Genomic DNA, 24,620 nt, shown 5'->3' with positions numbered 1-24,620 from the left:
GGGTCCCACGGATTGTCTCGCATCGTTGCTCGATCGATCGCTCCATCTGCTCTTGCAGCTTCCGGGGCGGTCGGCGGACGAGCCGCCGGCCGGCCAACCTGTTTGACCTGTTTAAGCGGCGACTGCCGCCGTGGCATTGATCCGCGTCGCGTCGTACGCCTCCCCCGTGACCATCAGCTTCCAGGCGATACGGGCCACCTTGTTGGCGAGCGCTACGGCCGCAAGCTTCGGCGGCTTGCGCTGGATCAATGCCAGCAGCCAGCGCGAGTGATGGCCGCGGCCACGCCTGGCCTGCTGGATCACCGCGGTCGCCCCGATCACCAGCAGGCGACGAAGGTCCTCATCGCCGGCCCGGGTGATCTTGCCGAGCCTGGTCTTGCCGGCGGTGGAATGGTCCTTGGGCGTGAGGCCGAGCCAGGCCGCAAAGTGACGACCGGAGCGGAACGCGCGCGGATCTGGTGTCTTCATCACCAGCGCCGTCGCCACGATCGGGCCGACCGAAGGGATCTTTGCCAGCCGGCGGCCCATGGCATCGCCACGGTGCCAAGCCATCAGCTTGGCCTCGATCGCCTCCAGCTCGCCCTCGAGCCTGGTGCATTCGCGGCCCAGCACCGTAAACAGCTCGCGCGCCATCGCGGGAAGCGTCTCGTCCTGGGCAATCTGCGCCAACAACGGCTCGATCTTGTCCAACCCCTTGGGTGCAATCAGGCCATACTCCGCCGCATGGCCGCGGATCGTGTTGGTCAACTGGGTGCGCCGGGCGATCAATCCATCGCGGATTCCTGTCAGCATCAATGCAGCCTGCTGCTCGGCGCTCTTTACCGGCACAAACCGCATGCTCGGCCGGCTCATCGCCTCACACAGGCCTTCCGCATCCCGCCAGTCATTCTTGTTCCGCGTCACATAGGGCTTCACCAATTGCGGAGCCATCAGCTTCACCTCATGGCCAAGCTTGCGAAGCTCCCGCGCCCAATATTGCGAAGCCCCGCAGGCCTCCATCCCGATCACGGTCGGCGGCAATTTGGCAAAGAACTCCAGCACCTGCTTGCGCGAAAGTTTCTTGCGCAACACCACCTGCTCCGCCGCATCAACTCCATGCAGCACAAAAATATACTTCGACGTATCCATTCCAATGCGACTAATCTGCTTCACGGACGGCTCCCTTGTCTGAGATTTGCAACAACCTCATTCTGGCACACTGATGCCGTAGGGGGCCGTCCACACCATCAACCACAGGCGGCATGTGTTTTAGAAGGTCTTCGCCCGCGTGCCTCAAACCAGGGCCGCGGCGTATGGGTCCGGCGTTCGCCGGGACGACGGCTTGGAAAGATTGGCGCTTCACTCTTTCACTCCTTCAATCCCTCATTCACCAAGTGGAAACTCCCCCGGTTTAGATTCTACTCGTTACCTCGGGGGAGGGGATCTTGATCGTTTCGACTGTCGCGGCACAGCGCCGCGCGCTGTTTGTCGTTGCATTGACACTGATACTGGCCGTCTCGAGTTACATCACCAAGGCATGGGCGGCCGGCGCGGTCGCGATCGGCAAGTGCGGCGCTTACGGCAAGGCCTATGATTATGCCGCCGAGGCCGACGCGCGCACCGCGGCGCTGAAGCAGTGCGAGGGCACCTGCACCGCGATCACCATGAAACGCGCCTGCGCTGCGTTCGCCGTCGACATGACCAATCCCTGCGGTCCCCACGGCTATGCCGTGAAACCCAAGATTTCAAGCTCGCTCAACGCCGCGACAAAGAAGTGCTACGAATTCGGCGGCAAGGAATGCGTTATCCGCGCCTGGGCCTGCGACGCCAAGGGGTGACTATTTTGCTATCGTCATTCCGGAGCGCGCTAGCGCGAACTATGGTGCACATTGCCCTTTGAGAATCTCGAAATTCCGGGTCTGGTCCTTCATCGCGTAATGACATCGGGAGACATCATGCAATTCGACACCAAGATCGTAGTTGCGATGAGGAAGCGGCCCGCAGTTGCGCCTGGCAAGCACGGCGAAAAACCAGCCATACTCCTCAGGTCAGTTCGTCAAGCAACGCCTTTGTGGCTCTTAGATCGGCGGTTTCGAAGCCCTCAGTGAACCAGCCGAAAGCGGGCGTGAGTAGCGCGCAGGCATCACCGTGTCGCCCCTGATCGTGCCAGAGGCGCGCCAGGTCGCGAGTGGCGCGGAGTTCGAGCGACCTAGCGCCTTGTGCGCGGGTTATCGCTATGGCTCGCGCAAAACAGGTTTCGATCTCAGTGGCCGATGCACCTTGCACCCGCTTGAGCTCCCCCTCGATGCGGTCGAGCTCACCCTCCCACATGTGTTCGTCGTTCGCCGCGACGAGGGACTTCGCCTCGGCGATCACGCGCAGCCCCAGTTCGGCCTGCCCAACTCGGGCATAGGCCGCAGCGAGCATGCAGAGATACCGGGCTTGATACCAACCGACGCCGAGCGCTGCGCGATCGGCCGCATTCTGGCGCATGAGCGCGATGCCGGCCTCTGCGGCGCCCTCGTGTACCATCGCCCAGCCACGAAGAATCAGACCATTCACGCGCCAGTAACCCAGGTTGTGCCGATCGGCCAGCTCAACGATCGCTTCTGCATGAGCTCGGACGCCCGGGACATCGCCGAGCAATTCGTCCAGGCCGGCGCCTGCGAAGTTGTGAACATGCGCCGTGAGGTTCGCCTGATCCAACTCAGCCGCGCAGCGGAACGCCTCGTTACTCGAACGACGCGCCTCATCGGGTAAGCCCAGGATCCAGAGCACCAGCGCAAGATAGGTGAGAGCCGAGACCTTTGGGTCATGAACGTAGTGCACCGGCTGTGATCGGTGCCGGCGCGCATCGTATAGCTGCAGGATCGCCTCGAACTCGGACCGTGCCTCGAGAAACGCACCGGAGTGCATGGCTGTGATCCCGGCCAAGCGGTGGCTGGCAAGGCGAACCACCGGATTCGGCAGGCGTTCGGATACCTGCCGAGCCTCATCGGTCAGTCGCCGCATCGTGCGATAGTCGCCGCGCACGAAGTAATAGACGAACTCGCCACTCAGCGTCGCGACGAGAGGCTCCGCCTCGCCGAGGTGCTCGCAGAGAACGCGCGCCCGGCTGTAGGCGGCGCCCGTTTGAGCTGCGGAATAGCCGTACACGGCGATCAGGGGGTGCCGATCGCGATCTGAAGTTCGAGTTCCCGCCGATCCCGTTCGGGGCTTTCCGGAAGCGTCTTCAATGCTTCCAATCCCCGGGTCAGATGCCGGACGGCTTCGAGATTGGCCGAGCGTTCGGCGGCTCGTTCGCCCGCTTTTAGCCAATAGCCGATGGCGCGATCGATCTTTCGAGCTTCTGTCAAATGATGCGCCAGGAGTTCAGGCTCACGCGCGACCCTCTCGGGAAAGCGCCGCTCCAAAACGTCGGCTATTCGCGCATGCAATTGCTGCCGATCGCCGCGCAAAAGTGTGCTGTAGGCGGCATCCTGCACCAGAGCGTGCTTGAAGGTGTAAACGGACTGCGGCGGCGCTCCGCGTTGGAATACAAGTTCAGAAGCGACGAGCCGAGCCAGTTCATTCTGCAGCTCCCGTTCTTTTCGGGTGGCGACGGCGCCGAGCAGATCGTACGAAAACTCACGCCCGATGGAAGCTCCGGTCTGCGCTACCTGTTTGGCAGTCGGCCCGAGCCGATCGAGCCGCGCCAGGAGCGACGCGTGCAGTGTCGCGGGCAGAGTTAGCGCTGATGTGGATGCCCCTGTGAGCGCGCCTTCTGCGCTGCCTCCGACCGCCCGGGCCTCCAAAGCGGCTTTTGTCAACTCTTCGACAAAGAGCGGCACGCCGTCCGTGCGCGTGACGATCTGTTCCACCGTATCGGTGGACAGCGCCTGATTGCCAGCGACCCGCTGTACCAAGATCGCGCCCTGGCGCCGATCCAGCCGGGTGAGTGCGAACGTCGTCACGTGCGATCGTCCGCACCATGGCGGCGGAAATTCAGGTCGGAAGGTAATCAACTGTAGCACCGGCAGGCTTGCCACGAGATCTATTACACGGTCCAACAGCTCGCGAGAGCTAGGATCGATCCAATGTATATCCTCGTAGACTATCAAGACCGGCTGGTGTTGAGCCAAGGCTACGAGTTGCCGAAGCAGCGCTTCGAACGTCTCCTCCTTCTTTCGCTGCGGATTGAGTTGGCATGGGGCGTAAAGATCTTCGCTGGGAATGTTCAGCAATTCGGCAAGCAGCATCACATCCGCGATTGGCGACGAAGTCTGTGAGAGCAGAGCCTCCAGCTTGTGGAGCTTGGCCTCGGGCGTGTCTTCCCGCTCAAACCTGGCGGCTCGTTCGAGCTGCGCAATTGTCGGGTGGAGAGCACTGTCTTGGTGGTATGGCGAGCAGAAGTAGCGCAATCGGATGTGCGGCTCATCGAGCAGGCGCTCTTCGAGCGCAGCGCTCAGGCGTGACTTTCCAATACCTGGCTCGCCCGTCAGCAACACGACCCGCCCTTCACCTTCCTTCGCCTGTGTCCAGTGCCGGAGCAGCCGCTGAATTTCCTCCTCGCGTCCGACAAGCGGGGTGAGGGCGGCGGCCGAATGCAAAGCCTCGAATCTGCTTGGGACTGCGCCTTCGCCTCGCACGCGCCACGCGGCCACTGGCGCAGCGAAGCCTTTTAGCTCCACCTCGCCGAGTGCCTCGTACTCAAATATCTCGCCTGTGAGCTTGCGCGTGCTTGGGGCGATTACGACGCTGCCTGGTTCCGCCAAGGTTTGCAGACGGGCCGCGAGGTTAGGCGTCTCACCCACGACGCCGCGCTCCTGGGCCTCGCCCGCACCGACAAGATCGCCCACAACGACAAGGCCTGTGGCGATGCCCACCCGCACCAAAAGTCTCCCGCCCGGCGCAGCCGGTACCGGCCGCGCGGTCGTCACAATTTCCAGACCCGCGCGAATCGCTCGCTCCGCGTCGTCCTCATGTGCTTGCGGGTAGCCGAAGTAGGCCAAGACACCGTCGCCCATGTACTTGGCGACGAAGCCATCGAAACGGTCCACAACCGCTTCAACGTCCTTGTGATAGTCGCCGATCACCTCGCGCAGATCTTCCGGATCGAGCCGTGAGGCGAGCGCGGTTGAGCCAACAAGATCGCAGAACATGACCGAGAGCTGCCGACGCTCGGCACCTTGAGACGTCGGCTTGGCAGGCGTGCCGCCTGCTGATGATCTTCCCTGAAAGGCAGGACCGGTCAAAGGCGCGCCACAGTTGCTGCAGTAACTATTGCCGCTCGAATTCTCGCGGCCGCAGGCGCCACAGCGCCGTTGCAGCGGCGATCCACAGTTCCCGCAGAAACGGCTGCCATCCTGATTGGCGCTTCCGCAGCTCGGGCACTCCATGCTCGCCCTCCCGCTCGGAACGTCACAGCAGTTTAAACCAATACGCGTCTGGCGGCGAGCATCGTCAAAATCCGGTGCGCTTACGCGCCGGCGTCTGGCCCGGGGGAGGTGCGACTTCCGCTGCGGAAATATTCAAGCTACGCTTGGCGCGAACAGTCCCCAATTCCGTCACCGGCGCATCAACCATGCAATTCGACACCAAGATCGCGGTCGTGATCCGGACCGATCTCGAAGCGTGGCAGAAGCTCAACGTCGCGTCCTTCCTGGCCGGCGGCATCGCCGCGGCGTTTCCCGAATGTATCGGCGAGCCCTATGGCGACGGCTCAGGCACCAGATATCTGTCGCTGATCGGGCAGCCGATCCTGATCTACGGCGCTGACCGGCCGGCGATCTCCCGTGCGCTCGAACGCGCGCTCGCCCGCAACGTGACGCCCGCCATCTACACCGAGGACATGTTCAGGACCACGCATGACGCTGCCAACCGCGAGGTGGTGAGAACGGTGATCCGCGCCGAACTCGATCTGGTCGGCCTCGCGATGCGCGCCGAGCGCAAGGTGATCGACAAGATCGTCGACGGACTGAAGTTTCACAGCTAGGCGTTTTCGAAAGCCTGAGCTATTGGCCCGGCGTTGCGCCAGGCTGGCCTCGTTGAAGAGGTAATAGAATAACGAGTGACCCCAGGACAGCCACTGCGATTGACCTACCAAGTCAGACTGCATCTGCCCGACTAACCCGGCGGCGCAATTTCAAAGAAGAGCTGAGGAACATCTGCCGTAACAGGCTTGTTCGTTCGTCGGGGCAGCACGAGGAGGCTACCATGAGGACACCTCAGCTCTCCGCACTAATGTTAGCTGTTCTTACCTTCAGCGCCGGCGCCGCGGAACCTCAGAAGCTGTGGGAGGCGAGTGGCTTCAAGAACCCCGAATCGGCGGTATTCGACCGAGCTGCGGGGGCCGTCTATGTGTCGAACGTCAACGGCGATCCGATGAAAAAGGATGGCAACGGCTTCGTTTCAAAGCTCGGGCCGGATGGAAAGGTCGTAACAATCGAGTGGGTCAAGGGACTCGACAGTCCGGGCGGGCTCGCCCTTGCCAATGGCAAGCTGTACGTCGCAGATGTGGACCGGATTGCGGAAATCGACCTCGCCAAGGGCGAAGTCCTGAACCGGTTCGAGGCACCCGGATCCAAGTTCTTGAACGACCTCGCGGCTGACAGGAGTGGACGGATTTACGCTTCCGATATGGTGTCAAACAGCATTTGGGTGCTCGACGGCGGCAAGCTGTCTCTTCTGATACAGGATGACGCGCTCGAAAATCCGAACGGGCTTCTCGTTGAGGAGGGCCGACTTGTGGTCGCGTCGTGGGGCAAAATGGCTCCCGACTTCTCGACGAAGGTGCCCGGCCACATGAAGACGGTCGATCTCGCGACGAAGAAAGTGTCCGATCTAGGAAGCTCGGCACCAGTCGGCAATCTCGACGGCGTCGAACCCGACGGCAAGGGCGGCTATCTCGTCACCGATTGGATGACCGGCGGGCTGTTCCGCATCGCGAGCAATGGCACAGCGACGCGCCTCCTTCCGCTCGCGAAGGGGAGCGCCGATATCGGGATGGGGCCGGATGGCATCGTCATCATCCCGATGATGATGGATGGCACTGTGGTCGCTTACAAGGTCGATACACGCTGAGAACGGGATGTGTCTGGGCTGAGCCGGGCGCGGCCTCTGATGAAGTTCGCCTCGGCCCACGATCGTCAAGACCACGCGTGATGCCAACCGCGAGGTGGTTAGCTGCCGTCGCCAATCGTCAGGCCAGCAACGTGCGGCGCGCACCTTCTGCCGCGTGTCGTCCTTTTTCACGTCGTTGATGCCCCAAGCCGTCCTTGTCGGCGCGAAATAGTGCACTATTCCGGGCGAGGAAGCTGACGTTGCTCCGGTGGCCTTATGACGGCGTTCCGAATGATGCGTTTGCAATCGGGTGCCTCTCACCCATGCGCGCTGCTGAGCTCGATACCAACGGCGCGCACATCGGAGCCAGTGGCGAATTGCACCTGGCAGAGACGCACATTTTAAGTACGCTGTTACCAGCGTGTCGTGCGAGCCCGACGATGATGTACCGACTACCGTCTCTTCTTGGGCGCATCGAATGCGACGGCTTGAACCTTTTTCGCCGCGCATAGACAAAGTGAGCGGCTGGGAGCGGTGCTCTGTGCCCGACCGCCGCGTCAAGAGCAAACATATTTTGCTTTTGGTGCCGCGTGTCTTTGGCGCTAGTTGGAGGTTCAGCCATGGCGAACATCATTGAAATCGCAAAGGCCACAGTTACCGCATACAACAACAAGAACTGGAACGAGATGAGCGACTTGTTGGCGGCCGACGCCGTGTATGACGAAAAGGCAACGAGCCGTCGCCAGGAGGGCTCGGGTCAGATCATCGAAGCCCTTCAAGGCTGGGCCCAGGCCTTCCCGGACTCCAAAGGTACATTCATACGCGAGTTTGTCAGCAACGATACCGCCATCTTGGAACTTGTGTGGAAGGGCGTTCACACCGGGCCGCTGCAAACGCCGACCGGGGCAATTCCGGCATCGAACAAGCCGATCGAAGTGCCGGCTTGCGAGGTCTTCCGGGTCGAAGGTGGAAAGGTCAGGAGCGCGTCGCACTATTTCGATATGCTCACGTTGCTGAGCCAGATCGGCGTGACAGGAGCTGCAACGCCTTCAAAGAGTGCAGCATAGACATAAGATATAGAGTGACTCCGAACACAGCAGAAACCCGCCGGTTCATTCCGGCGGGTTCGCTCTCTGACAATGCGACTGTCGCTGATCGGCCAGCCGATCCTGATCTACGGCGCCGACCGACCGGTGCTCTCCCGCGCGCTCGAACGGGCGCTCGCGAGAAACGTCACGCCCGCGGTCTATACCGAGGATATGTTCAGGACAACGCACGACACCGCCAACCGCGGGTGGTTAAGGGCGTGATCCGCGCCGAGCTCAACCTCGTCGGCCTCGCGATGCGCGCCGAGCGCAAGGTGGTCGACAAGATCGTCGATCGGCTGAAGTTTCATATCTAGAGCAGTCGACCGATAAGTTCAGAGCGGTCGGCGGGCGTTCGTTTTGACGCGCAGGCATCTCGCTTAGTCTTCGTCCGGCTCGCGTATGACCGGCGCTTCGTCTGCACCCTCTTCTTCGTCCTCTTCTTCGTCCTCGTCCTCTTCGTCCTCTCCGTCTTCATCAGGATCTCGAGGTGGCGTCGTGTTGCCCACGATCACGAAGGGATTCCGGTCGATCAACCTGGTAGAAGGTTCCTCGGGGATGTGTGGGGTCATGTTGGTGCTCCCTGGATGTGACCGTGCGAGCCTAGGAGGCGGGCATCTCGGTCACGCCGCTACAAGCCCCGACGAACGGACATCGTTCCGACTGCGCGTTCCTTCGCCAGCGGACACCAATCGGGAGCGGTGACAATGTCAGCTTGTCCCAATGACAGAAATGATGCCGTCAGGCATCGCGCCGTTGTGTCCGCACAAGAGCGGACACCGAGCGGTAACCGTCCTGGTCCTTAACTCTGCAGTCCGACAAATCCACGCAGCTTCTTGACCGTCTCGGCGGCGTCCTTGGCTTCCTCGGTTGTCAGGACGGTGATCTCGCCATTGCGCCTGTGCATGACGCTGTGGTGGATTGGTGCGCCTGAAAGACCGTCCACTTCGGACTTCACCGCGATGTCGTCGATTTCGGAGAGCGGGAACTCGACAGGCTTCTTGTTCCACAGCAGCATTTTTTTCTGCAGTATCGCCTTGCCGGCATCCTTGTCGAACGTAACCGTGGTCGAGCCCGCTTTCAGAACGAGCTTGCTCGGGGCTTCTTCGATACTAGTCATGGCAGGTCTCCGCTGTTTCCAACTTTGACTTGGCGGCTATCGGGCGATGCCTCGATAGACGACGATACTGCCCCTCAGCGACCGGTGATGATGATTGCTGCCAGTACAGAAGTTGCGAGCAATGCAGGTCTGACGACAAGCATGTCCCGCCTTTCTTGTGCGGCGGTCGCGTCTTGCGAATCTCGCAAGGTTTGTGGGCCGTGTCGAGCGACAAATTGACGCCAATGCCGGACGCTCGAAGCGCAGAATCGCGCGCGACGGCTCCTCCAGGGCCGTCTTGCGGCAAGGCCGCAAAACGCGAATACTCCCGCCAGCCGGGTTTCCGAAGGGAACTGCGGCCAAAAAGCCCGGCATAGGGCAGCGAGGGAGGATATCATGGCGCGGGAGTCCGGGCGCGATGCGCCCAATGGCAACCATTTCAATACCAGCCGGCGCAGATTTTTGGGCAGTTCAGGACTGGCTGCGATCGGCGCCGTCATCGGAGGCGCCATGCCGCTCTCACGCAACGGCGGCGGAATCCCGCAAGCCCATGCGCAGGCCGCTCCGGCCGCGCCCCCGTCGGCGGCCACGCCCGCGCCGGCCAAGGGACCGCAACACCTGAAATATCCTGGCAAGAGCGAGGGGCTGGTCGTGCTCGGCGAGCGGCCGCTGGTCGCAGAGACGCCCGAAAGCCTGCTCGACGACGACACCACGCCGATCGAGAAATTCTACATCCGCAACAACGGGCAGATCCCCGAGCCGGCGAAGGATCCGGACGCCTGGAAGATCACCATCGATGGCGAGGTCAACAACAGTATAGAGATCACGCTCGGCGAGTTGAAATCGAAATACAAGGCCGTGACGCGGCGCATGGTGCTGGAATGCGGCGGCAACGGCCGCTCACAGTTCTCACCGCCGGCGCGCGGCAACCAGTGGACCAATGGCGGGGCGGGCTGCGCCGAATGGACCGGCGTGCCGCTCGCCGATCTGCTCAAGAAAGCGGGCCTGAAGCCATCCGCAAAATACACCGCACATTATGCGGCCGATCTTCATCTGTCGGGCGACGCCAATAAGCCGACCATCTCGCGCGGCGTGCGGCTGGAGAAGGCGATGGACCCCAACACGATGATCGTCTGGGCCATGAACGGCAAGCCGCTGCCGAACATCCATGGCGGGCCGGTGCGCCTGATCGTGCCGGGCTGGTCGGGCTCGGCCTCGCAGAAATGGCTGACGCGCATCACCATCCGCGACCGCGAGCATGACGGCCCCGGCATGACCGAATTTTCCTATCGCACCCCCATCAAGCCGATGGTGCCCGGCGGCAAGGCCGATCCGGCAAACTTCCGCATTCTGGAATCGATGCCGGTGCGTTCGATCATCACCAATCCTGCCAACGGAGCAAAGTTCGCGGCTGGCACCAAGGAGCTGAAGCTGCGCGGGGCGTCCTGGGCCGGCGATCTCACCGTCAAACAGGTGGACATCTCCACCGATTTCGGCGCGAGCTGGCAGCGGGCCACGCTCGAGAAGCCGAAGAACAAATATGACTGGCAGCGCTGGACTGCGACCTTGAAACTGCCGAGTGACGGCTATTTCGAGATCTGGGCGCGCGCCACCGATTCCAAAGGCGCGATGCAACCGCATCAGGCCGGCTTCTGGAATCCGCAAGGCTATGGCGGCAATGCCATGCACCGCATCGCCGTGCTGGTCGGATGATGCAGCGCTTGGTGTGGTTCGCGATGGCCGGCGCGCTCTGGATCGTGCCGGTCGTGGCGCAGACAAGCTTTGCGCCACGCGAGGAAAGTCCGGAGGAGTTTCCCGCAGGTCCCGGCCGCGACGAGACCTTCTACGCCTGCACCGCCTGTCACGGTTTCCGCCTGGTGGCGCAGCAGGGCATGACGCGCGCGCAGTGGGAGGATTCGATCAACCTGATGATCCACCGCCACAACATGCCGCCACTCGACGACGGGGATCGTGAAAAGGTCCTGAGCTATCTCGAGACGGCCTATCCGCCGCGCGCGCCGGCGGGCCGGGGAGGCTGGGTGAACCCGTTCGCGAAGTGAGCGCTCGCTGCTCACACTCCGCCCAGTGATCTCGCAGATCAGATGATTCGCTTGGGTCGGCGGACATGCATATTTGATGTTACAGCCATGTGATTGCGCCGGGCATTTTGCGCGGCGGGGTGCAAAATTGATGCATGAGTGCAAGGTATTTGGTCTCGCATTTGTTGGCACCAGTACCTATCTCTCGTGTCAGGGAAGGAGATTCGCCCAGGGACAACTCCGATAAAGGAGCCATCCATGGCGAACGTACTCATCACTGGGGCCTGGTTTTCTGCCCCGACCGGAAAGCCCTCTTTTTTCACCCGATTGTTGCGCGTTCAAATCGAAGCCCGTCAGCGGCGCGCTGACCGTGTCGTTGCGCAGTACCTTGCCGCCCGCGGGTTCAAACTGACTGACGACGCCGGGCAGCAGGCCGGGCGTCTGCTTGCTAAAGCGGGCCGGCAGCCATGATCACACTCATCCTCGTGCAGTTGGCAACCAGGCTAGCTCGCCTCGGGAAGCAGGGTCTTGCGGCGTGGCACGAAGCTCAGCGCCTTCGCCGCCTCCTTCCGGGCCCGACCGAGGAGTAGCAAGCGTAGCCCGCATGAGCCAACGGGTCGCGCGAATGCGCGCCCCGTTGCTCGTGCGGGCTACTTGTTCGCTACTCGTTACCTCACTGCGATCGGCGACACCGTGGAGCCGGAACCGCCTTGAATTTTGAGCGGCTGCATCACGAAGGCGAATTCTCCGACGCCCTTTTGCACGAGCTCGTCGAGCTTGAGATTCTCCAACAGATGGATGCCGTTCACCACGAGGGCGATCTGGTGCACCGGAAGCGACAATTGCTTGTCGGGGTTGGGCGCGACTTCGACCGGCCAGTTGTCGGCGCCGAGCAGCATCGGGTCCTTTGCGGCTAGCCAGAGCGCGGCCGGCACGCCGATGCCCGGGCAGGATTTCACATAGCGCGGGTTGTCCTTGCCGTAGAGCTTGCCCCAGCCGGTGTGGATAACTACCGCGTCGCCGGGTTGCAGCGTCAGGTTTTGCTTCTTCAGGGCGCCCTCGAGATCGTCCACCGTGATCTCGTAATTGTCGCCCAGCATCTCGACGCCCTTGAAGCCCGCGACGTCGATCAGCACGCCGCGCGTGAACAGCGTGCCCACATTATGGATTCCGAACTTCTTGAAGCCGGTGCGGTCGGCGTTCTCGTCGACCTTCTGGCAATTGTACCAGCTATTGAGATGGGTCTGGTGCGCAAAGCCGTCGAACTGCGTGCCGACCTGGCCAAGCTCGGTAATGATGATCTCTTCGTTCGAGCCACGCATGTTGGAGAACTGGTTCATGAACGTGCGCTTGGTATGCATGTCGAAGCGCCGCGTTCCGAAGAACGCCATGCTGGGACCGAGCACGTGCGCCAGCTCGATCACCTCGCCGGTCTTGATCAATTTCGCTGCGTTCATCACGGCCGCGGGCTTCTGGTGATTGGCCGAGCCGCGCTCGTCAGCCGCGCCCCATTTCGACGGACAGCGTTGGCTTTCGGACGGGACCGTCCAGCTTGGTGCTTGCGCGTAGGCCGCAGCGGAAAACGCAAGCGCGATCGCCGCACCCAATGTGAATGCTTTCATCTGTACCTCCCAAGTGAGGGCGCTCTGGAGACGGCGCCCCTGGGATGAATAATGCTGGTCCGATTGAGGCGGTTCAAGCGACAATCCGCCCGGTCACGGTGAGGTTGTGCTTCCACGCATGCCTCGAAGTCCGTTATGATGAGATCAAACGGGCGCGGAAGGCGCTTCGCCCCACGCCAATCGACTTTCATTTGAGGGAGTGAGTACATCATGAAACGCCGTACGTTCCTCAAAGGCAGCGCCGTGGTCGGCGCGACGACGCTGGTTGCGGCACCTGCGATCGCGCAAGCAGCGCCGGAGATCAAATGGCGTCTGACCTCGAGCTTTCCGAAGTCGCTCGAAACCATCTTCGGCACGGCGCAGACTTTCGCGAAATACGTGGCTGATGCCACCGACAACAAGTTTCAGATTCAAACCTTTGCGGCAGGCGAGATCGTGCCCGGCCTGCAGGCGCTTGATGCGGTGAGCTCCTCGACCGTCGAGATCGCGCAGACGCCGCTCTATTTCTACATCGGCAAGGAGCCAGCGCTGACCTATGCGACGGGCGCGCCCTTCGGCATGAACCATCGCCACCAGCATTCCTGGTGGACGTTCGGCGGCGGCGCTGATCTCTGCAACGAGGCGCTGAAGCCTTTCAAGGCGCACGCGATTCTGTGCGGCAATTCCGGCACGCAAATGGGCGGCTGGTTCCGCAAGGAGATCAAGACGGTCGACGACCTCAAGGGCCTGAAATTCCGCATCGCAGGCATGGGCGGCCATGTGCTCGCAAGGCTCGGCGTCGTGCCGCAGCAGATCGCGGGCGGTGACGTTTATCCGGCGCTCGAGCGAGGAACGATCGATGCCGCGGAGTTCGTCGGCCCCTATGACGATGAGAAGCTCGGCTTCTACAAGGTGGCGAAATACTACTATTTCCCGGGCTGGTGGGAAGGCGGGGCCATGCTGCACATGGCCGTGAACGAGGAGAAGTGGAATGCACTTCCCAAGCCGTACCAGGCGATCCTCAACCAGGCCGCTTCGGCAGCCGGCGCGTGGATGATCGAAAAGTATGACAGCGTCAATCCTGCGTCCCTGAAGCGGCTTGTCGCCAACGGCGCGGAGCTGCGCGCGTTTCCGCAGCCGGTCATGGAAGCCTGCTACAAGGCCACGCAGGACCATCTGAACGAGATCGCCGAGAAGAGCCCGCTATTCAAGAAGACCAAGGAGAGCCACGACGCGTACATGAAGGAAGTGCTGTTCTATACGCAGATAGCGGAAAATTATTACGACAACTATCTGCTCAGCAAAATGCGCAAGGGGTGAGGGCGATCGGCAGAGTCGGACGTACTCCGCACGCTGTGTTTGCCAATCACCGCGCGCTGTCGATGATCGAGCCACCATCCGGCGTCAGGCTGTAGCCCGTCACGAACTGCGAATCCTTGCTCGCGAGAAACAGGACGACCGGTGCGACGTCCTCCTCCGGCGATCCGTAGCGGCCGGGAGATCACGCAAAAGGCGCGCGGGCTCGGACCCGCGATGGAGGCGCTGACGGCCTGGTGGAACGAATATGGAAAGAGCGTGCCGGCAAGCCGAGTGCGCGCGGCCGCAAAGCCAAGGGCGGCTGAGTCCGACGGCGCTGCCTGTCGGGAGTGGGGGCGTCCCACAAGAAATGTGGAAGCGCGACGACGTCAGGATAGCGAGCCATCGCAGCGGAAAAGCCGTTGCGCCAAAAATCTAATTTGCTGAACAGATTCAAGCTGATTTGGGTCGTCCAGTCTGCCCCGCAAATATATTCCGCTTCCACATCACCCCAAATCAGTGGTTTTTTCCGCGCCGTCCCGTCTCGGCAAGAGGGGCGTATCGCGGTCGTCACGAACGCGAGGCGGGATGCGGTGGACGCGAGGGCGTCGGCGCGCAAAGTGAGTGCAGGGCGAAGTCAAACTCGTGAGCGGCTCACGGCGCGCAAGATGAACGACGTTATTGCGTACGGCAAAACCGTGTGGTCCTGGCACCCGTGGCTGGTGTCAAGCTGCCGGTGGCGAGTTCGATCCAACCGGATCGATCAGCCATCAAGCCGGCAGCGATGGAGGCAAGAGGAATTCGTCTCCAGGGAGAGCGCGGCATAAGCCGTAAACCCACTGCGCAGGGAATGCCGGAGTGCCTCGGCTGTACCTGTATGCTCGTGTGCGCATCTCTTAGCGCTTATTGCACACGAGACCGCGGGTGCAGCAAGCACCCGGCATTCCCTGCTCCCTCCTTCTCAAGGAGGGGACACCAGATGCAAACCTCGGGCGCGGTGCGTCGCGAGAACGCGAAGTCATATCCCCGTCATTGCGAGCGCAGCGAAGCAATCCATTATCACCCCGCATGCGAAGGATGGATTGCTTCGCTGCGCTCGCAATGACGCGGATGGGTCCGCAGCTTGCCGGCTACCCCACATACGCGGGATGTGATGTCTCTTCGCGATACGCAACATCCTCGGCGGGCAGCGCGATCAGGGACGTCCAACCCGGTCACGCCCATGTGAGTGCCAAACGGAGAGATCGAAATTGACAATGACTGACCAGTCAGTCATAAATGGAACATGACAAATGAAGCCACCAAAAGGGCCAGGAAATCCGCCCCGAAGCCGGCCGATCGCCGGGCCGGAGCGAGGGCACCGGCCTCCTCGAAGCCCAAGCCGGCCTCCAACCGCGCCGAGCGCGCTGCCGAGCGGCGCGGGGCCATCATCGCGGCGGCGATGGACGAATTCATCGCGCGCGGCTTTGCGGCGACACGGCTCGACGACATCGCCAAACGCGCCGGCGTCGCCAAGGGCACGATCTACCTGCACTTCAAGGACAAGGAATCGATGTTCGAGGAATTGATCCGGACCGCCATCGTGCCGCTGGTCACCCGCCTCTGGGCGACGCCCCCGCAGCCCGGAGCATCGGTGCGCGACATGGTGGAGGGCTTTGCCAAGACCTTCATCGAGGAGGTGGCGACCACGCGGCGCGGCGACCTTGTGCGGCTGATCGTTGCCGAAGGCCCGCGATTTCCTGAGGTCGCCGACTTCTATTACCGCGAAGTGGTGTCGCGAGGCCTTGCGGGCATGCGCGCGCTGATCGAACTCGGTATCGCGCGCGGCGAGATCCAACACAAGAACCTGGCGCGGTTTCCGCAAATCATGGTGGCGCCCGCGCTCATCGCCGTGATCTGGCAGAGCCTTTTCAGCAGACATGCGCCACTGGATGCCCTCGAAATGTTTCGGGTGCATCTCGATCTGATTTTTGGCGAACGGAGGACGGCATGACTTCGTCGCGAACGATAACGATCCTGGCCGCGCTGGCGCTCGCCACCGTACTCGCCGGCTGCACGGAGCGTAAGGATCCGGGCTTTCAGGGTTGGGTCGAGGCCGACATGATCTTCGTCAGTCCGGATGAGACCGGCCGCGTCACCAAACTCAATGTGCGCGAGGGCGACGAGGTGAAGCCCGGCATGCAGCTCTATACGGTCGACGACGATTTGCAGCAGGCCGACCTCAATCAAAACAAGGCGACGCTCGCCAATGCGCAGCAGACCTATGACCGCGCGGCGTCGCTGAGCAAGACCGGCTCCGGCACGCAGGCCAACCTCGATTCGGCGACCTCGGCGTTGCGCGTCGCGGAAGCCCGCGTCAATACTTCGCAGACACGCCTCGCGCGGCGGAGCGGCTTCGCGCCGGTCGGCGGCACCGTCCAGCAGATCTATTTCCGCGAAGGCGAGATGGTGCCGGCACAGCGGCCCGTGCTGTCGATCATGCCGCCGGGCAACATGAAGATTCGCTTCTTCGTGCCGGAGACAGAACTGCCGAAGCTTGCGATCGGCGACGAGGTGAGGGTGACCTGCGACAATTGCGCGCCCGATCTCACCGCAAAAATCTACTTCATCGCGACGACGGCGGAATACACCCCGCCGGTGATCTACAGCCTCGATGAGCGCAACAAGCTGGTCTACCTGATCCAGGCGCGGCCGAACCGGCCAGACGTGCTGCGTGTCGGCCAGCCGATCAGCGTATTCCTCAACGGCCGGACGCCGGTAGCGGAGAAGAAATGAGTTCGGTTTCGACGACATCTGCCGCGGATATCGCCATCAAGGTCGACGGGCTGTCGAAATCGTTCGGCGGCCGCGAGGTCGTGCATGACCTCTCGATGCAGGTGAAGCGCGGCTCGATCTACGGCTTCCTCGGGCCGAACGGCTCCGGCAAGACCACCACCATCCGCATGTTGTGCGGGCTGTTGACGCCCGACGCCGGCGAGGGCACCTGCCTCGGCTACGACATCCGCCGCGACGCTGACAAGATCAAGCGCCTGGTCGGCTACATGACGCAGCGCTTCAGCCTGTATCAGGATCTCTCGGTCCGCGAGAACCTCGAATTCGTCGCGCGGCTCTACGGAATGCGCGACGCGCGGGGCGCCGCGGCCGACATGATCCGGCGGATCGGCCTGAACGGCCGCGAGGAGCAGCTTGCTGGCGAACTGTCCGGCGGCTGGAAGCAGCGGCTCGCGCTCGGCGCCTGCACGCTGCCTAATCCGCAATTGCTGCTATTGGACGAGCCGACCGCCGGCGTCGATCCCAAGGCGCGGCGTGATTTTTGGAACGAGATCCACGCGCTGGCCGCCGAAGGGCTGACGGTGCTGGTCTCCACCCATTACATGGACGAGGCGGAGCGCTGTCACGAGATCGCTTACATCGCTTACGGTCACCTGCTGGCGCACGGCACGGTCGACGAAGTGATCGCGAAATCAGCGTTGTCGACCTACACGGTTTCCGGTGACGACCTGAACGGACTTGCGGCCGAGCTCGCCGGCAAGCCGGGCGTCGACATGGTGGCGCCGTTCGGCACCAGCCTGCACGTCTCAGGACGCGACAAGCCCGCGCTGGAGACAACCATCGCGCCTTATCGCGATAAGAGGGGGTGGCGCTGGGAGGACAGTGAGCCGTCGCTGGAAGACGTGTTCATCGATCTCATGAACCGCTCAAAGGACAATTTCCAATGAGTGCAACCGATGCTGCCAGCCAAAATCGCGGCGTGCCGGAGCCGGCTTTCGGCTTCTGGCGGCGCAGCTATGCGATGCTGGTCAAGGAATTCATCCAGCTCCGCCGCGACCGCGTCTCGTTCGCGATGATCGTGATGATCCCGGTGATGCAGTTGTTGCTGTTCGGCTATGCCATCAACACCACGCCGCGTCATCTGCCGACGGCGGTGCTGATCCAGGAGGACAGCGATCTGGCGCGCTCGGTGCTGAAGGCGCTGGAGAATACCAAATATTTCCGCTTCACCCGCGAAGTACACAGCGTCGCCGAATTCGACGATCTCCTGCAGTCGGGCAAGGTGCTGTTCGGGGTCGAGATCCCGCGCGGCTTCGAACGCGCGGTGCGGCGCGGCGACCGCCCGGCGCTATTGGTCGCGGCTGATGCGACCGATCCGGTCGCGGCCGGCTCCGCGCTGGGCACGCTCGGTGCAGTGGTGCAGACCGCGCTCGCGCACGACCTCCACATCGGCGATCCGCCGCAGCTTCCGTTCGAGATCAGGGCGCATGCCCGTTACAATCCGGCAGCGGAATCGCGGCTCAATATCGTGCCTGGCCTTGTCGGTACAATCCTGACCATGACTATGCTGATCTTCACCGCGCTGTCGGTGACGCGCGAAATCGAGCGCGGCACCATGGAGAGCCTGTTGTCGATGCCGATCAAGCCGGTGGAGGTGATGTTCGGCAAGATCATTCCCTACGTGATCGTCGGCTTCATCCAGGCCTCGCTGATCGTCGGCATCGGTGTCCTGCTGTTCGGGGTGCCGATTCTCGGCAGCGTGGCGCTGCTGGCGGCGCTGACGACGCTGTTCATCACCACCAACCTGTCGATCGGCTATACCTTCTCTACCATCGTGCAGAACCAGTTGCAGGCGATGCAGATGTCGATGATGTTTTTCCTGCCGAGCATTCTGTTGTCCGGCTTCATGTTTCCGTTCGCCGGCATGCCGGTGTGGGCGCAGTATCTCGGCGAGGGACTGCCACTGACCCATTACATCCGCATCGTCCGCGCCATCATGCTGAAGGGCGCGGCTCCTTCCAACCTGCAATACGACACGATTGCACTCATTGTACTGATGCTGGTGGCAATGACGATCGCCGTGACACGCTTCCGCAGGACGCTCGATTGAGGTATTCCGGGTCGAACCATCGCGGAGTGACGAAGGAAGAAACGGTGAGGTTCTGGGGCAAAGGGAAGAGCGATCTAGACACAGGCGTGTCGGCTGACTTCCAGCGTGCGTTGATGCACGAGGTCATGACGACCGAGCTGTTGCGGATCAAGGCGCTGATCGCAACCACCGCGCTGCTCGCCATCATCCTCGGGACCGTCTACTTCTTCGCGCCCGAGGCGGTGAGCCGCGTCTGGCACGGCAATCTGAAGCCGGAATACCTCTATTCGATCATCTTGCCGTTCATCCTGTTCGAATTGTGGGTGCATGGCCAGATCACCCGTCACATGCAGAAGGGTCGCGACCTGCCGGTGATCCGGCGCTACCTCGGCGCGCTGATCGAGACTTCGATGCCGACGGTCGCGCTGGCGCTGCACATCAACAGCATGGGCTCGGTGGAAGCGCTCGGCTTCGTGACGCCGATGACCTATTTCATCTTCATCATTCTCTCGACGCTTCGGCTGGATTTCTGGCTCTCCACCTTCACCGGCGCCGTCGCCGCCGTGCAACTGTTTTGCATGGCGATGTTCTACCACCCGCCGACTGGCGTAGAGGCCGAGCCCAGTATCTACTATCACGCTGCGCGCAGCCTGATCATCTTGATCTGCGGCGTGCTCGCCGGTGCGGTCGGGCACCAGTTGCGGCGGCTGTTCGAGGCGAGCATCAGAGCGGCGACCGCGCGCGACCGCATCACCAACCTGTTCGGCCAGCATGTCTCGCCGCAAGTGGTCGAACGTCTGATGGCCGAGGGCACTAAAACCGACAGCGACATCCGCCGCGTCGCCGTGATGTTCGTCGATTTCCGCAGCTTCACCGCCGGCGCGCGCACACGCACGCCGCAGGAAGTGGTGGACCGGCTCGACGGCGCCTTTGCCGTGCTGGTCGACATTCTCGATCGCCACGGCGGCATCGTGAACAAATTTCTGGGCGATGGATTCCTGGCGCTGTTCGGTGCGCCCCTGGAAGCGCCGGACCCGGCGCACCGGGCGGTCGCCGCGGCTCGCGAGATGCTGGAAGCCAATGAGCGGTTCAACGAAGGGACTAGCTGGCCGCTGCGCATTGGCATCGGCATTCATCTCGGCGAGGTCGTCGCCGGCAATATCGGCTCGCCCCGGCGCAAGGAATACACCGTGATCGGCGACACCGTGAACTTCGCCTCGCGGCTGGAAGCGCTCAACAAGGACTTCAACTCGCAATTCCTGATCTCCGAAGCGGTTCGCGACGCGCTGGGCGAAGCATGCCGCGATGCCGTCTCGCTCGGCGAGGTGGAGGTCAGGGGCTATGAGCGGCCGATGGCCGTGTGGCGGTTGGCATAGGGAGAGAAAGAATGCAGCGGCGTTACATCACTGTCGACGTTTTTACCGACCGCGCCTTCGGCGGCAATCCGCTGGCCGTCGTGCTCGATGCCGGCGGGCTGTCGACCGAACAGATGCAGGCGATCGCTACCGAGTTCAACTATTCGGAGACGACCTTCGTGCTGCCGTCGCGCGAGAGCGCGAACGACGCGCAGGTTCGCATTTTCACCGTGAACCGCGAAATCCCCTTCGCGGGCCATCCCAATGTCGGCACCGCCTTTGTGCTGGCGACGTTGGCAGAAAAAGCCGCCGGCGCGGCTGTTATTCGAGGAGGCTGCCGGCCTGGTGCCGGTCGAGATTGTGACGGATCATGGCAAGGTCGTCAGCACCGAATTCACGGCGCCGCAGCCGCTCAAGCGGATGTCCCATGTCAGTGTCGAACAAGCGGCGGCCTGCCTCTCATTGTCGGTTGGCGACGTCAAGACCGACCGTCATCCGCCGCAGGTCATCTCGGTCGGCCTGGCCTTCCTCGCGGTGGAAGTGGCCTCCCGCGAGGCGCTGCGGCGTGCCAGGCCAGCCGCCGCGGCGTTCGCAAAAACCTTCCCCTGCGACGGCAGCGACGCCGTCTACTTCTATACGCGCGACGTGCCGGCCGGCGAAAGGCCATGCGACTTGCAGGCGCGGATGTTTCATCCCGGCGCAAGCGGATTGTCCGAAGACCCGGCCACCGGCAGCGCGACCGCCGCCTGCGCGGCGCTGCTTGCCGATCTCGACCCCACTAACGACGGCGAACTGAAATTGCGGATCGGGCAGGGCGTCGACATGGGTCGGCCGAGCCTGCTGTTGACCCGCGTCCGCAAAGAGAATGGCGTGATTGCATCCATTCACGTTGGCGGCACCAGCGTGAAGATGATGGAGGGAACGTTCCGGCTTGAAGGAAACGAGTGACGGATTACGAGGTCTACAATTGCGGCGCGACCAGATTTTCCACCTTCACGCCGTCGCGATTCTCGATGATCTCGGCAATCCATTGGCGGTGACAATGAGAATGGTCGCGCTCATAGCAGAGAATGCAGACGGGTCCCGATTGCTTCACCAGCGCTGAAAGCTCGTCGAGTTCCTCCTTGGCCTGAGCGGTCTTCAGGTGCCTGGAATAGATCCTGTGAAGGAGATCGAACTTGCCGCTGCGCGCCGCCTCGCGGCCCTCCTTCGGCGTTCCCAGTCCCTTCAGGTGCAGATAGGAGATGCCGCGCTCGTCGAGGCCGGCCGCGAGCTGAGTTTTGGAGAAGCCCGGCCGCCGCGAGGAAGCAACGGCGCGCACGTCCACCAAGAGCTTGACGCCCGACGCTTCCAGCTCGTCGAGCACAGCCTTCGCCGGCGTCTGCTCATAGCCGATGGTGAAGAGGCGTTTGGTCTTGCGGGCCATGTCGATATCCGGTGCGTTGATCTGTCATCGGGAAAGCTAGGGTCGTGCGCGGATGATTTCCATATGCCGCGTTGCCGCCGGGCGCGGCATGTCGCATAGTCCCTCCAAAGAGCCGGTCGAAGGCCGGATGCACGGGGGACACGATGAACCGATTTTGCCGGACGCTGGCAGGGCTGCTCGCGCTTGTCGTTTGTGGCATTGCCGCAGCGCACGCACAGACAAGCTATCCCGATCGTCCGGTGAAGATCATCGTCCCGATCGGGCCCGGCGGCAGTTACGATCTGGTCGGGCGGCATGTGGCGGATGCGCTGTCGAAGCGGATGGGGCAGGCCTTCGTGGTCGAGAACAAGCCCGGCGCCGGCACCGTCGTCGGCACGCAGGCCGCCAGCCAGAGCGAGCCGGACGGCTACACGCTGGTGGTCGGCGGGCTCTCCAACATGGCATTCAATTCGGCCCTCTATTCCAAGCTCGGCTACGACCCGCGCAAGGATTTCGTACCGGTCGCGCTGGTCTACAGATTCGGCTACGTCATGGTCGGCCGCAAGGATTTGCCGCACGGCAAATTGCAGGACATCGTGGCTGCCGCAAAGGCTAACCCGGGCTCGATCTCGGTCGCGACGGCAGGCGTCGGCACCGGTCAGCAACTGGTAGCGGCTGCCTTCATGAAGGCTGCGGGCGTCAAATTTCTGGAGGTGCCCTACAAGGGGTCTCCGCCGGCCTTCACCGACCTGCTGGCCGGCCGCATCGACCTGTTCTTCGATCTGATTGCCGCCGGGTTGCCTTATGTGCAGTCCGGGCAGGCGAGGGGCATCGCAGTGCTGTCGTCGAAACGCAGCCCGCTGGCTCCCGACGTGCCGACGATGTCGGAGGCGGGCGTGCCTGGCCTCGATGTCGATTCCGGCTCGGGATATTTGCACCTGCCAAGACCCCGCCGGAGGTCATCACCAAATTGCGCCGCGAAATCCGTGCCTCGCTGCCCGAACTCAAGGAGCGTTTCGAGAAGAGCGGCGGCGAGCCGTGGGACCTGCCTGACGACAAGCTCGATGCCTTCGTCGCGTCCGAATACGAAAACTGGACGAAACTGATCCGCGAGGCCGGCATCAAGCTCGACTGAGCGTTTGACTATTTGACCCGCTCGATCAATTCCATCGCACCCGCAGGCGCGCGCACCTTGCCCTCGTGGATCACATACGCGAACACGTCGCGCGGCATCTTCTTCGGCTTGACCTTGTCGACGCGCGGCAGGTCGTCGGGCTCGCCACCGGCGGCCCAGGCCTGAAACCGCTTCGCCCAGGCGTCGAGCTGCTTCGGCGGATAGCAGGTCTTGAGCTCGTCATTGCCCTTCTGCAGGCGCGCATAGACGAAGTCGCTGACGACATCGGCGATCGCGGGATATTTGCCGTGCTCGGCGAATACGACCGGCGTCTCGAATTGTCGCAGCAATGCGATGAATTCCGGCATGCAGAAACTGTCATGCCGTACCTCGACGACGTGACGCAGCGCGCGGCCATCGAGTTTGCGCGGCAGCAGTTCGAGGAATTTGCCGAAATCGGCCTCGTCGAATTTTTTGGTCGGCGCGAATTGCCAGAGCACCGGGCCGAGCCGGTCGCCAAGCTCCATCACGCCGGAATCGTAGAAGCGCTTTACGGAATCGCCGGCCTCCGCCAGCACACGACGATTGGTCGCGAAGCGCGGTCCCTTCAATGAGAACACGAAGCCGTCGGGCACTTCACGCGCCCATTTGCGAAAACTCTCCGGCTTCTGCGAACCGTAATAGGTACCGTTGATCTCGATCGAGGTCAGCTTCGAGGCGGCGTAGGACAGCTCTTTCGCCTGCGCCAGCTTCTCGGGATAGAACACGCCGCGCCACGGCTCGAAGGTCCAGCCGCCGATGCCGATATAGATGCTGCCGTTGCCGGTTGCGGTCGACTTCGAGGGCTTGCTCACTGGAAGACTCTTCGAAAAGGGGAGGGCTCCGAGCGATGTTAGCCAAACCGGCCGTGATTGGCCAGTTTGTCGCAGCGGACGACAAGCTCTCGGAAACCAGAGATAGCGGGCTGTGACGGCCGTAGAGTTGGATGCAGATGTTTCTGCGGCGAACAATCAAGTGGGGCCGGGCGGGCAGGGCACCGGCTCATAGGCGTGGTCCCCTGAAAAAAAAGCCCCGGAAAACCGGAGCCTTTTGCTTCCACCCGTTTGTGCTTCCACCCAGTTGCGCCGGACCACGTGAACCTCAGGGCTTGCCGTGCGGCGCCCGCGTAGTACCCGTCAGTCCCTTGAAGGGTTGTTCGAGGGTCTGCTTGGCGAGTTTGGTGTGGAGTTCGCAGATCTTTTGCGACTCGGCCACGGACGTCTCATAAGCCCGCTTCACAAATTCGCTTTGAACCGTCATCGCCTTGTCGAGCGAGCGAACGCCGCTGAGCTGCTCGACAAAGGACCCGAAATCCTCGAGCGATTTCCTTGTGTAGTCGCGATAGGCGTTCGCGATGGTCTGCAGGCTGACCGGCGCAGGCTCCGCCGCGGGTTCGACTGGCGCGGACGGGATCGATGCAGCCTCGGCTGGCGCAGGCTCGGCCAGCGAGGGCGCCGCGGTCGGTTGCGGTTCGGGCGATGCGGCGACGGCTGGTTCGTCGACGGCCGGCTGATCGACCTTCGGGCTTTCCGCGTGAACCGGCTCCGGCTGCAGCGGCAGATCCTGATCCGGGCTTTGCAATTCAACCGGCGCCGGGCTCGCGGTTGGGCCCACGGTCGGGTTCTCTTGGGGAGCGGCCTTTTTGCCCCGCTCTCCTTCTTCGGTTGCGCCGTCCGGATTTCCCGGTCGGCTTGCCCTGATCTGTA

At 62.5% G+C, this 24,620-nt stretch carries 23 protein-coding genes and 5 pseudogenes; 18 read left to right on the top strand and 10 right to left on the bottom strand.

The features are described from left to right. Positions 1–111: 111 nt before the first annotated feature. Positions 112–1,152, bottom strand: a complete 1,041-nt coding sequence (locus tag ACFXS9_RS18355; RefSeq protein WP_392690879.1) for an IS110 family transposase — start codon at positions 1,150–1,152, stop codon at positions 112–114. 275 nt (positions 1,153–1,427) lie between these two features. Between ACFXS9_RS18355 and ACFXS9_RS18350 the strand changes: the two genes are divergently transcribed. Further along, complete coding sequence (locus ACFXS9_RS18350; RefSeq protein WP_392699841.1) at positions 1,428–1,817, top strand: DUF4189 domain-containing protein; 390 nt, start codon at positions 1,428–1,430, stop codon at positions 1,815–1,817. Positions 1,818–2,022: 205 nt separating this feature from the next. Here ACFXS9_RS18350 and ACFXS9_RS18345 read toward each other — a convergent pair whose 3' ends face one another. Next, complete coding sequence (locus ACFXS9_RS18345) at positions 2,023–3,135, bottom strand: hypothetical protein (RefSeq protein ID WP_392690877.1); 1,113 nt, start codon at positions 3,133–3,135, stop codon at positions 2,023–2,025. A gap of 5 nt (positions 3,136–3,140) precedes the next feature. Beyond that, positions 3,141–5,357 carry an AAA family ATPase gene (locus ACFXS9_RS18340; RefSeq protein WP_392690875.1) on the bottom strand — a complete coding sequence of 739 codons (2,217 nt, stop codon included), beginning with the start codon at positions 5,355–5,357 and terminating at the stop codon, positions 3,141–3,143. 185 nt (positions 5,358–5,542) lie between these two features. On the opposite strand from ACFXS9_RS18340, the gene ACFXS9_RS18335 reads away from it, so the two are divergent. The 4 genes and pseudogenes from ACFXS9_RS18335 to ACFXS9_RS18320 all read left to right on the top strand — a co-directional run. Beyond that, positions 5,543–5,953, top strand: a complete 411-nt coding sequence (locus ACFXS9_RS18335; RefSeq protein ID WP_392690873.1) for a DUF2000 family protein — start codon at positions 5,543–5,545, stop codon at positions 5,951–5,953. A 221-nt stretch (positions 5,954–6,174) separates the two neighbouring features. Beyond that, a complete protein-coding gene (locus tag ACFXS9_RS18330; protein WP_392690871.1) occupies positions 6,175–7,041 on the top strand; it encodes an SMP-30/gluconolactonase/LRE family protein in 867 nt (288 codons plus the stop codon). A 599-nt stretch (positions 7,042–7,640) separates the two neighbouring features. Continuing rightward, positions 7,641–8,087 carry an ester cyclase gene (locus tag ACFXS9_RS18325; RefSeq protein ID WP_392690869.1) on the top strand — a complete coding sequence of 149 codons (447 nt, stop codon included), beginning with the start codon at positions 7,641–7,643 and terminating at the stop codon, positions 8,085–8,087. An 81-nt stretch (positions 8,088–8,168) separates the two neighbouring features. Next, positions 8,169–8,422, top strand: a pseudogene (locus ACFXS9_RS18320) (DUF2000 family protein); the annotation flags it as partial. A gap of 63 nt (positions 8,423–8,485) precedes the next feature. Here ACFXS9_RS18320 and ACFXS9_RS18315 read toward each other — a convergent pair. Next, positions 8,486–8,677 (bottom strand): hypothetical protein, encoded by a 192-nt coding sequence (locus ACFXS9_RS18315; protein ID WP_392690867.1) that lies wholly within the window; start codon positions 8,675–8,677, stop codon positions 8,486–8,488. Positions 8,678–8,907: 230 nt separating this feature from the next. Further along, positions 8,908–9,225, bottom strand: a complete 318-nt coding sequence (locus tag ACFXS9_RS18310) for a hypothetical protein (RefSeq protein WP_334363554.1) — start codon at positions 9,223–9,225, stop codon at positions 8,908–8,910. 375 nt (positions 9,226–9,600) lie between these two features. Between ACFXS9_RS18310 and ACFXS9_RS18305 the strand changes: the two genes are divergently transcribed. The 3 genes from ACFXS9_RS18305 (at position 9,601) to ACFXS9_RS18295 (ending at position 11,714) form a co-directional block, all read left to right on the top strand. Beyond that, on the top strand, positions 9,601–10,917 hold the full coding sequence (locus ACFXS9_RS18305; protein WP_392690865.1) for a sulfite oxidase: 1,317 nt from the start codon (positions 9,601–9,603) through the stop codon (positions 10,915–10,917). Continuing rightward, complete coding sequence (locus tag ACFXS9_RS18300) at positions 10,914–11,264, top strand: hypothetical protein (RefSeq protein WP_392690863.1); 351 nt, start codon at positions 10,914–10,916, stop codon at positions 11,262–11,264. The genes ACFXS9_RS18305 and ACFXS9_RS18300 overlap by 4 nt, the downstream gene beginning before the upstream one ends. 237 nt (positions 11,265–11,501) lie before the next feature. After that, the gene (locus tag ACFXS9_RS18295; RefSeq protein ID WP_392690861.1) at positions 11,502–11,714 is read left to right on the top strand and encodes a hypothetical protein; all 213 of its coding nucleotides are present in this window, start codon (positions 11,502–11,504) and stop codon (positions 11,712–11,714) included. A 197-nt stretch (positions 11,715–11,911) separates the two neighbouring features. Here ACFXS9_RS18295 and ACFXS9_RS18290 read toward each other — a convergent pair whose 3' ends face one another. Next, entirely contained in the window at positions 11,912–12,865 is a 954-nt protein-coding gene (locus ACFXS9_RS18290) for a cyclase family protein (RefSeq protein ID WP_392690859.1), read from the bottom strand. A gap of 210 nt (positions 12,866–13,075) precedes the next feature. Between ACFXS9_RS18290 and ACFXS9_RS18285 the strand changes: the two genes are divergently transcribed. After that, the gene (locus tag ACFXS9_RS18285) at positions 13,076–14,164 is read left to right on the top strand and encodes a substrate-binding domain-containing protein (RefSeq protein WP_334381657.1); all 1,089 of its coding nucleotides are present in this window, start codon (positions 13,076–13,078) and stop codon (positions 14,162–14,164) included. Between the two features lie 46 nt (positions 14,165–14,210). Here ACFXS9_RS18285 and ACFXS9_RS18280 read toward each other — a convergent pair. Then, a pseudogene (locus ACFXS9_RS18280) lies at positions 14,211–14,336 on the bottom strand (3-oxoacyl-ACP reductase); the annotation flags it as partial. A 2-nt stretch (positions 14,337–14,338) separates the two neighbouring features. Here ACFXS9_RS18280 and ACFXS9_RS18275 point away from each other — a divergent pair. The 7 genes and pseudogenes from ACFXS9_RS18275 to ACFXS9_RS18245 all read left to right on the top strand — a co-directional run. Beyond that, positions 14,339–14,466: pseudogene (locus ACFXS9_RS18275) on the top strand (transcriptional regulator); the annotation flags it as partial. Positions 14,467–15,425: 959 nt separating this feature from the next. After that, the gene (locus ACFXS9_RS18270; RefSeq protein WP_392690857.1) at positions 15,426–16,133 is read left to right on the top strand and encodes a TetR/AcrR family transcriptional regulator; all 708 of its coding nucleotides are present in this window, start codon (positions 15,426–15,428) and stop codon (positions 16,131–16,133) included. Further along, positions 16,130–16,915, top strand: coding sequence for an HlyD family secretion protein (locus tag ACFXS9_RS18265; protein WP_392690855.1), 786 nt, complete (start codon positions 16,130–16,132; stop codon positions 16,913–16,915). Before ACFXS9_RS18270 ends, ACFXS9_RS18265 begins: the two co-directional genes overlap by 4 nt. Continuing rightward, positions 16,912–17,859, top strand: a complete 948-nt coding sequence (locus ACFXS9_RS18260) for an ABC transporter ATP-binding protein (protein ID WP_392690853.1) — start codon at positions 16,912–16,914, stop codon at positions 17,857–17,859. Before ACFXS9_RS18265 ends, ACFXS9_RS18260 begins: the two co-directional genes overlap by 4 nt. Beyond that, positions 17,856–19,022: an ABC transporter permease gene (locus ACFXS9_RS18255; RefSeq protein WP_392690851.1), complete on the top strand. Its 1,167-nt coding sequence runs from the start codon at positions 17,856–17,858 to the stop codon at positions 19,020–19,022. Before ACFXS9_RS18260 ends, ACFXS9_RS18255 begins: the two co-directional genes overlap by 4 nt. Positions 19,023–19,135: 113 nt before the next feature. Next, on the top strand, positions 19,136–20,377 hold the full coding sequence (locus tag ACFXS9_RS18250; protein WP_392699839.1) for an adenylate/guanylate cyclase domain-containing protein: 1,242 nt from the start codon (positions 19,136–19,138) through the stop codon (positions 20,375–20,377). A gap of 11 nt (positions 20,378–20,388) precedes the next feature. Then, positions 20,389–21,304: pseudogene (locus tag ACFXS9_RS18245) on the top strand (PhzF family phenazine biosynthesis protein). A gap of 13 nt (positions 21,305–21,317) precedes the next feature. Here ACFXS9_RS18245 and ACFXS9_RS18240 read toward each other — a convergent pair. Next, entirely contained in the window at positions 21,318–21,782 is a 465-nt protein-coding gene (locus tag ACFXS9_RS18240; protein WP_392690849.1) for a DUF488 family protein, read from the bottom strand. 143 nt (positions 21,783–21,925) lie between these two features. On the opposite strand from ACFXS9_RS18240, the pseudogene ACFXS9_RS18235 reads away from it, so the two are divergent. After that, positions 21,926–22,669, top strand: a pseudogene (locus ACFXS9_RS18235) (Bug family tripartite tricarboxylate transporter substrate binding protein); the annotation flags it as partial. A 62-nt stretch (positions 22,670–22,731) separates the two neighbouring features. Further along, positions 22,732–22,896 carry a hypothetical protein gene (locus ACFXS9_RS18230; RefSeq protein WP_392690847.1) on the top strand — a complete coding sequence of 55 codons (165 nt, stop codon included), beginning with the start codon at positions 22,732–22,734 and terminating at the stop codon, positions 22,894–22,896. Between the two features lie 8 nt (positions 22,897–22,904). Here the strand turns inward: ACFXS9_RS18230 and ACFXS9_RS18225 are convergent, their stop codons facing one another. Continuing rightward, complete coding sequence (locus ACFXS9_RS18225) at positions 22,905–23,729, bottom strand: DUF72 domain-containing protein (protein ID WP_392690846.1); 825 nt, start codon at positions 23,727–23,729, stop codon at positions 22,905–22,907. Positions 23,730–24,015: 286 nt separating this feature from the next. Continuing rightward, positions 24,016–24,528 (bottom strand): phasin family protein, encoded by a 513-nt coding sequence (locus ACFXS9_RS18220; protein ID WP_392690844.1) that lies wholly within the window; start codon positions 24,526–24,528, stop codon positions 24,016–24,018. Between the last annotated feature and the right edge of the window lie 92 nt (positions 24,529–24,620).

Source organism: Bradyrhizobium sp. RDI18, from assembly GCF_043203335.1.
Lineage (GTDB): Bacteria > Pseudomonadota > Alphaproteobacteria > Rhizobiales > Xanthobacteraceae > Bradyrhizobium > Bradyrhizobium retamae.
Note: the sequence above shows the minus strand (reverse complement) of the source record. Positions and strands in the feature narration are given on the sequence as shown.

Coding starts and splice junctions, on each gene's coding strand:
- ACFXS9_RS18340 (WP_392690875.1), bottom strand. CDS start 5,357: ATGGAGTGCCCGAGCTGCGGAAGCGCCAATCAGGATGGCAGCCGTTTC.
- ACFXS9_RS18335 (WP_392690873.1), top strand. CDS start 5,543: ATGCAATTCGACACCAAGATCGCGGTCGTGATCCGGACCGATCTCGAA.
- ACFXS9_RS18270 (WP_392690857.1), top strand. CDS start 15,426: ATGACAAATGAAGCCACCAAAAGGGCCAGGAAATCCGCCCCGAAGCCG.
- ACFXS9_RS18330 (WP_392690871.1), top strand. CDS start 6,175: ATGAGGACACCTCAGCTCTCCGCACTAATGTTAGCTGTTCTTACCTTC.
- ACFXS9_RS18260 (WP_392690853.1), top strand. CDS start 16,912: ATGAGTTCGGTTTCGACGACATCTGCCGCGGATATCGCCATCAAGGTC.
- ACFXS9_RS18325 (WP_392690869.1), top strand. CDS start 7,641: ATGGCGAACATCATTGAAATCGCAAAGGCCACAGTTACCGCATACAAC.
- ACFXS9_RS18265 (WP_392690855.1), top strand. CDS start 16,130: ATGACTTCGTCGCGAACGATAACGATCCTGGCCGCGCTGGCGCTCGCC.
- ACFXS9_RS18250 (WP_392699839.1), top strand. CDS start 19,136: ATGCACGAGGTCATGACGACCGAGCTGTTGCGGATCAAGGCGCTGATC.
- ACFXS9_RS18290 (WP_392690859.1), bottom strand. CDS start 12,865: ATGAAAGCATTCACATTGGGTGCGGCGATCGCGCTTGCGTTTTCCGCT.
- ACFXS9_RS18310 (WP_334363554.1), bottom strand. CDS start 9,225: ATGACTAGTATCGAAGAAGCCCCGAGCAAGCTCGTTCTGAAAGCGGGC.
- ACFXS9_RS18255 (WP_392690851.1), top strand. CDS start 17,856: ATGAGTGCAACCGATGCTGCCAGCCAAAATCGCGGCGTGCCGGAGCCG.
- ACFXS9_RS18300 (WP_392690863.1), top strand. CDS start 10,914: ATGATGCAGCGCTTGGTGTGGTTCGCGATGGCCGGCGCGCTCTGGATC.
- ACFXS9_RS18315 (WP_392690867.1), bottom strand. CDS start 8,677: ATGACCCCACACATCCCCGAGGAACCTTCTACCAGGTTGATCGACCGG.
- ACFXS9_RS18285 (WP_334381657.1), top strand. CDS start 13,076: ATGAAACGCCGTACGTTCCTCAAAGGCAGCGCCGTGGTCGGCGCGACG.
- ACFXS9_RS18240 (WP_392690849.1), bottom strand. CDS start 21,782: ATGGCCCGCAAGACCAAACGCCTCTTCACCATCGGCTATGAGCAGACG.
- ACFXS9_RS18295 (WP_392690861.1), top strand. CDS start 11,502: ATGGCGAACGTACTCATCACTGGGGCCTGGTTTTCTGCCCCGACCGGA.
- ACFXS9_RS18305 (WP_392690865.1), top strand. CDS start 9,601: ATGGCGCGGGAGTCCGGGCGCGATGCGCCCAATGGCAACCATTTCAAT.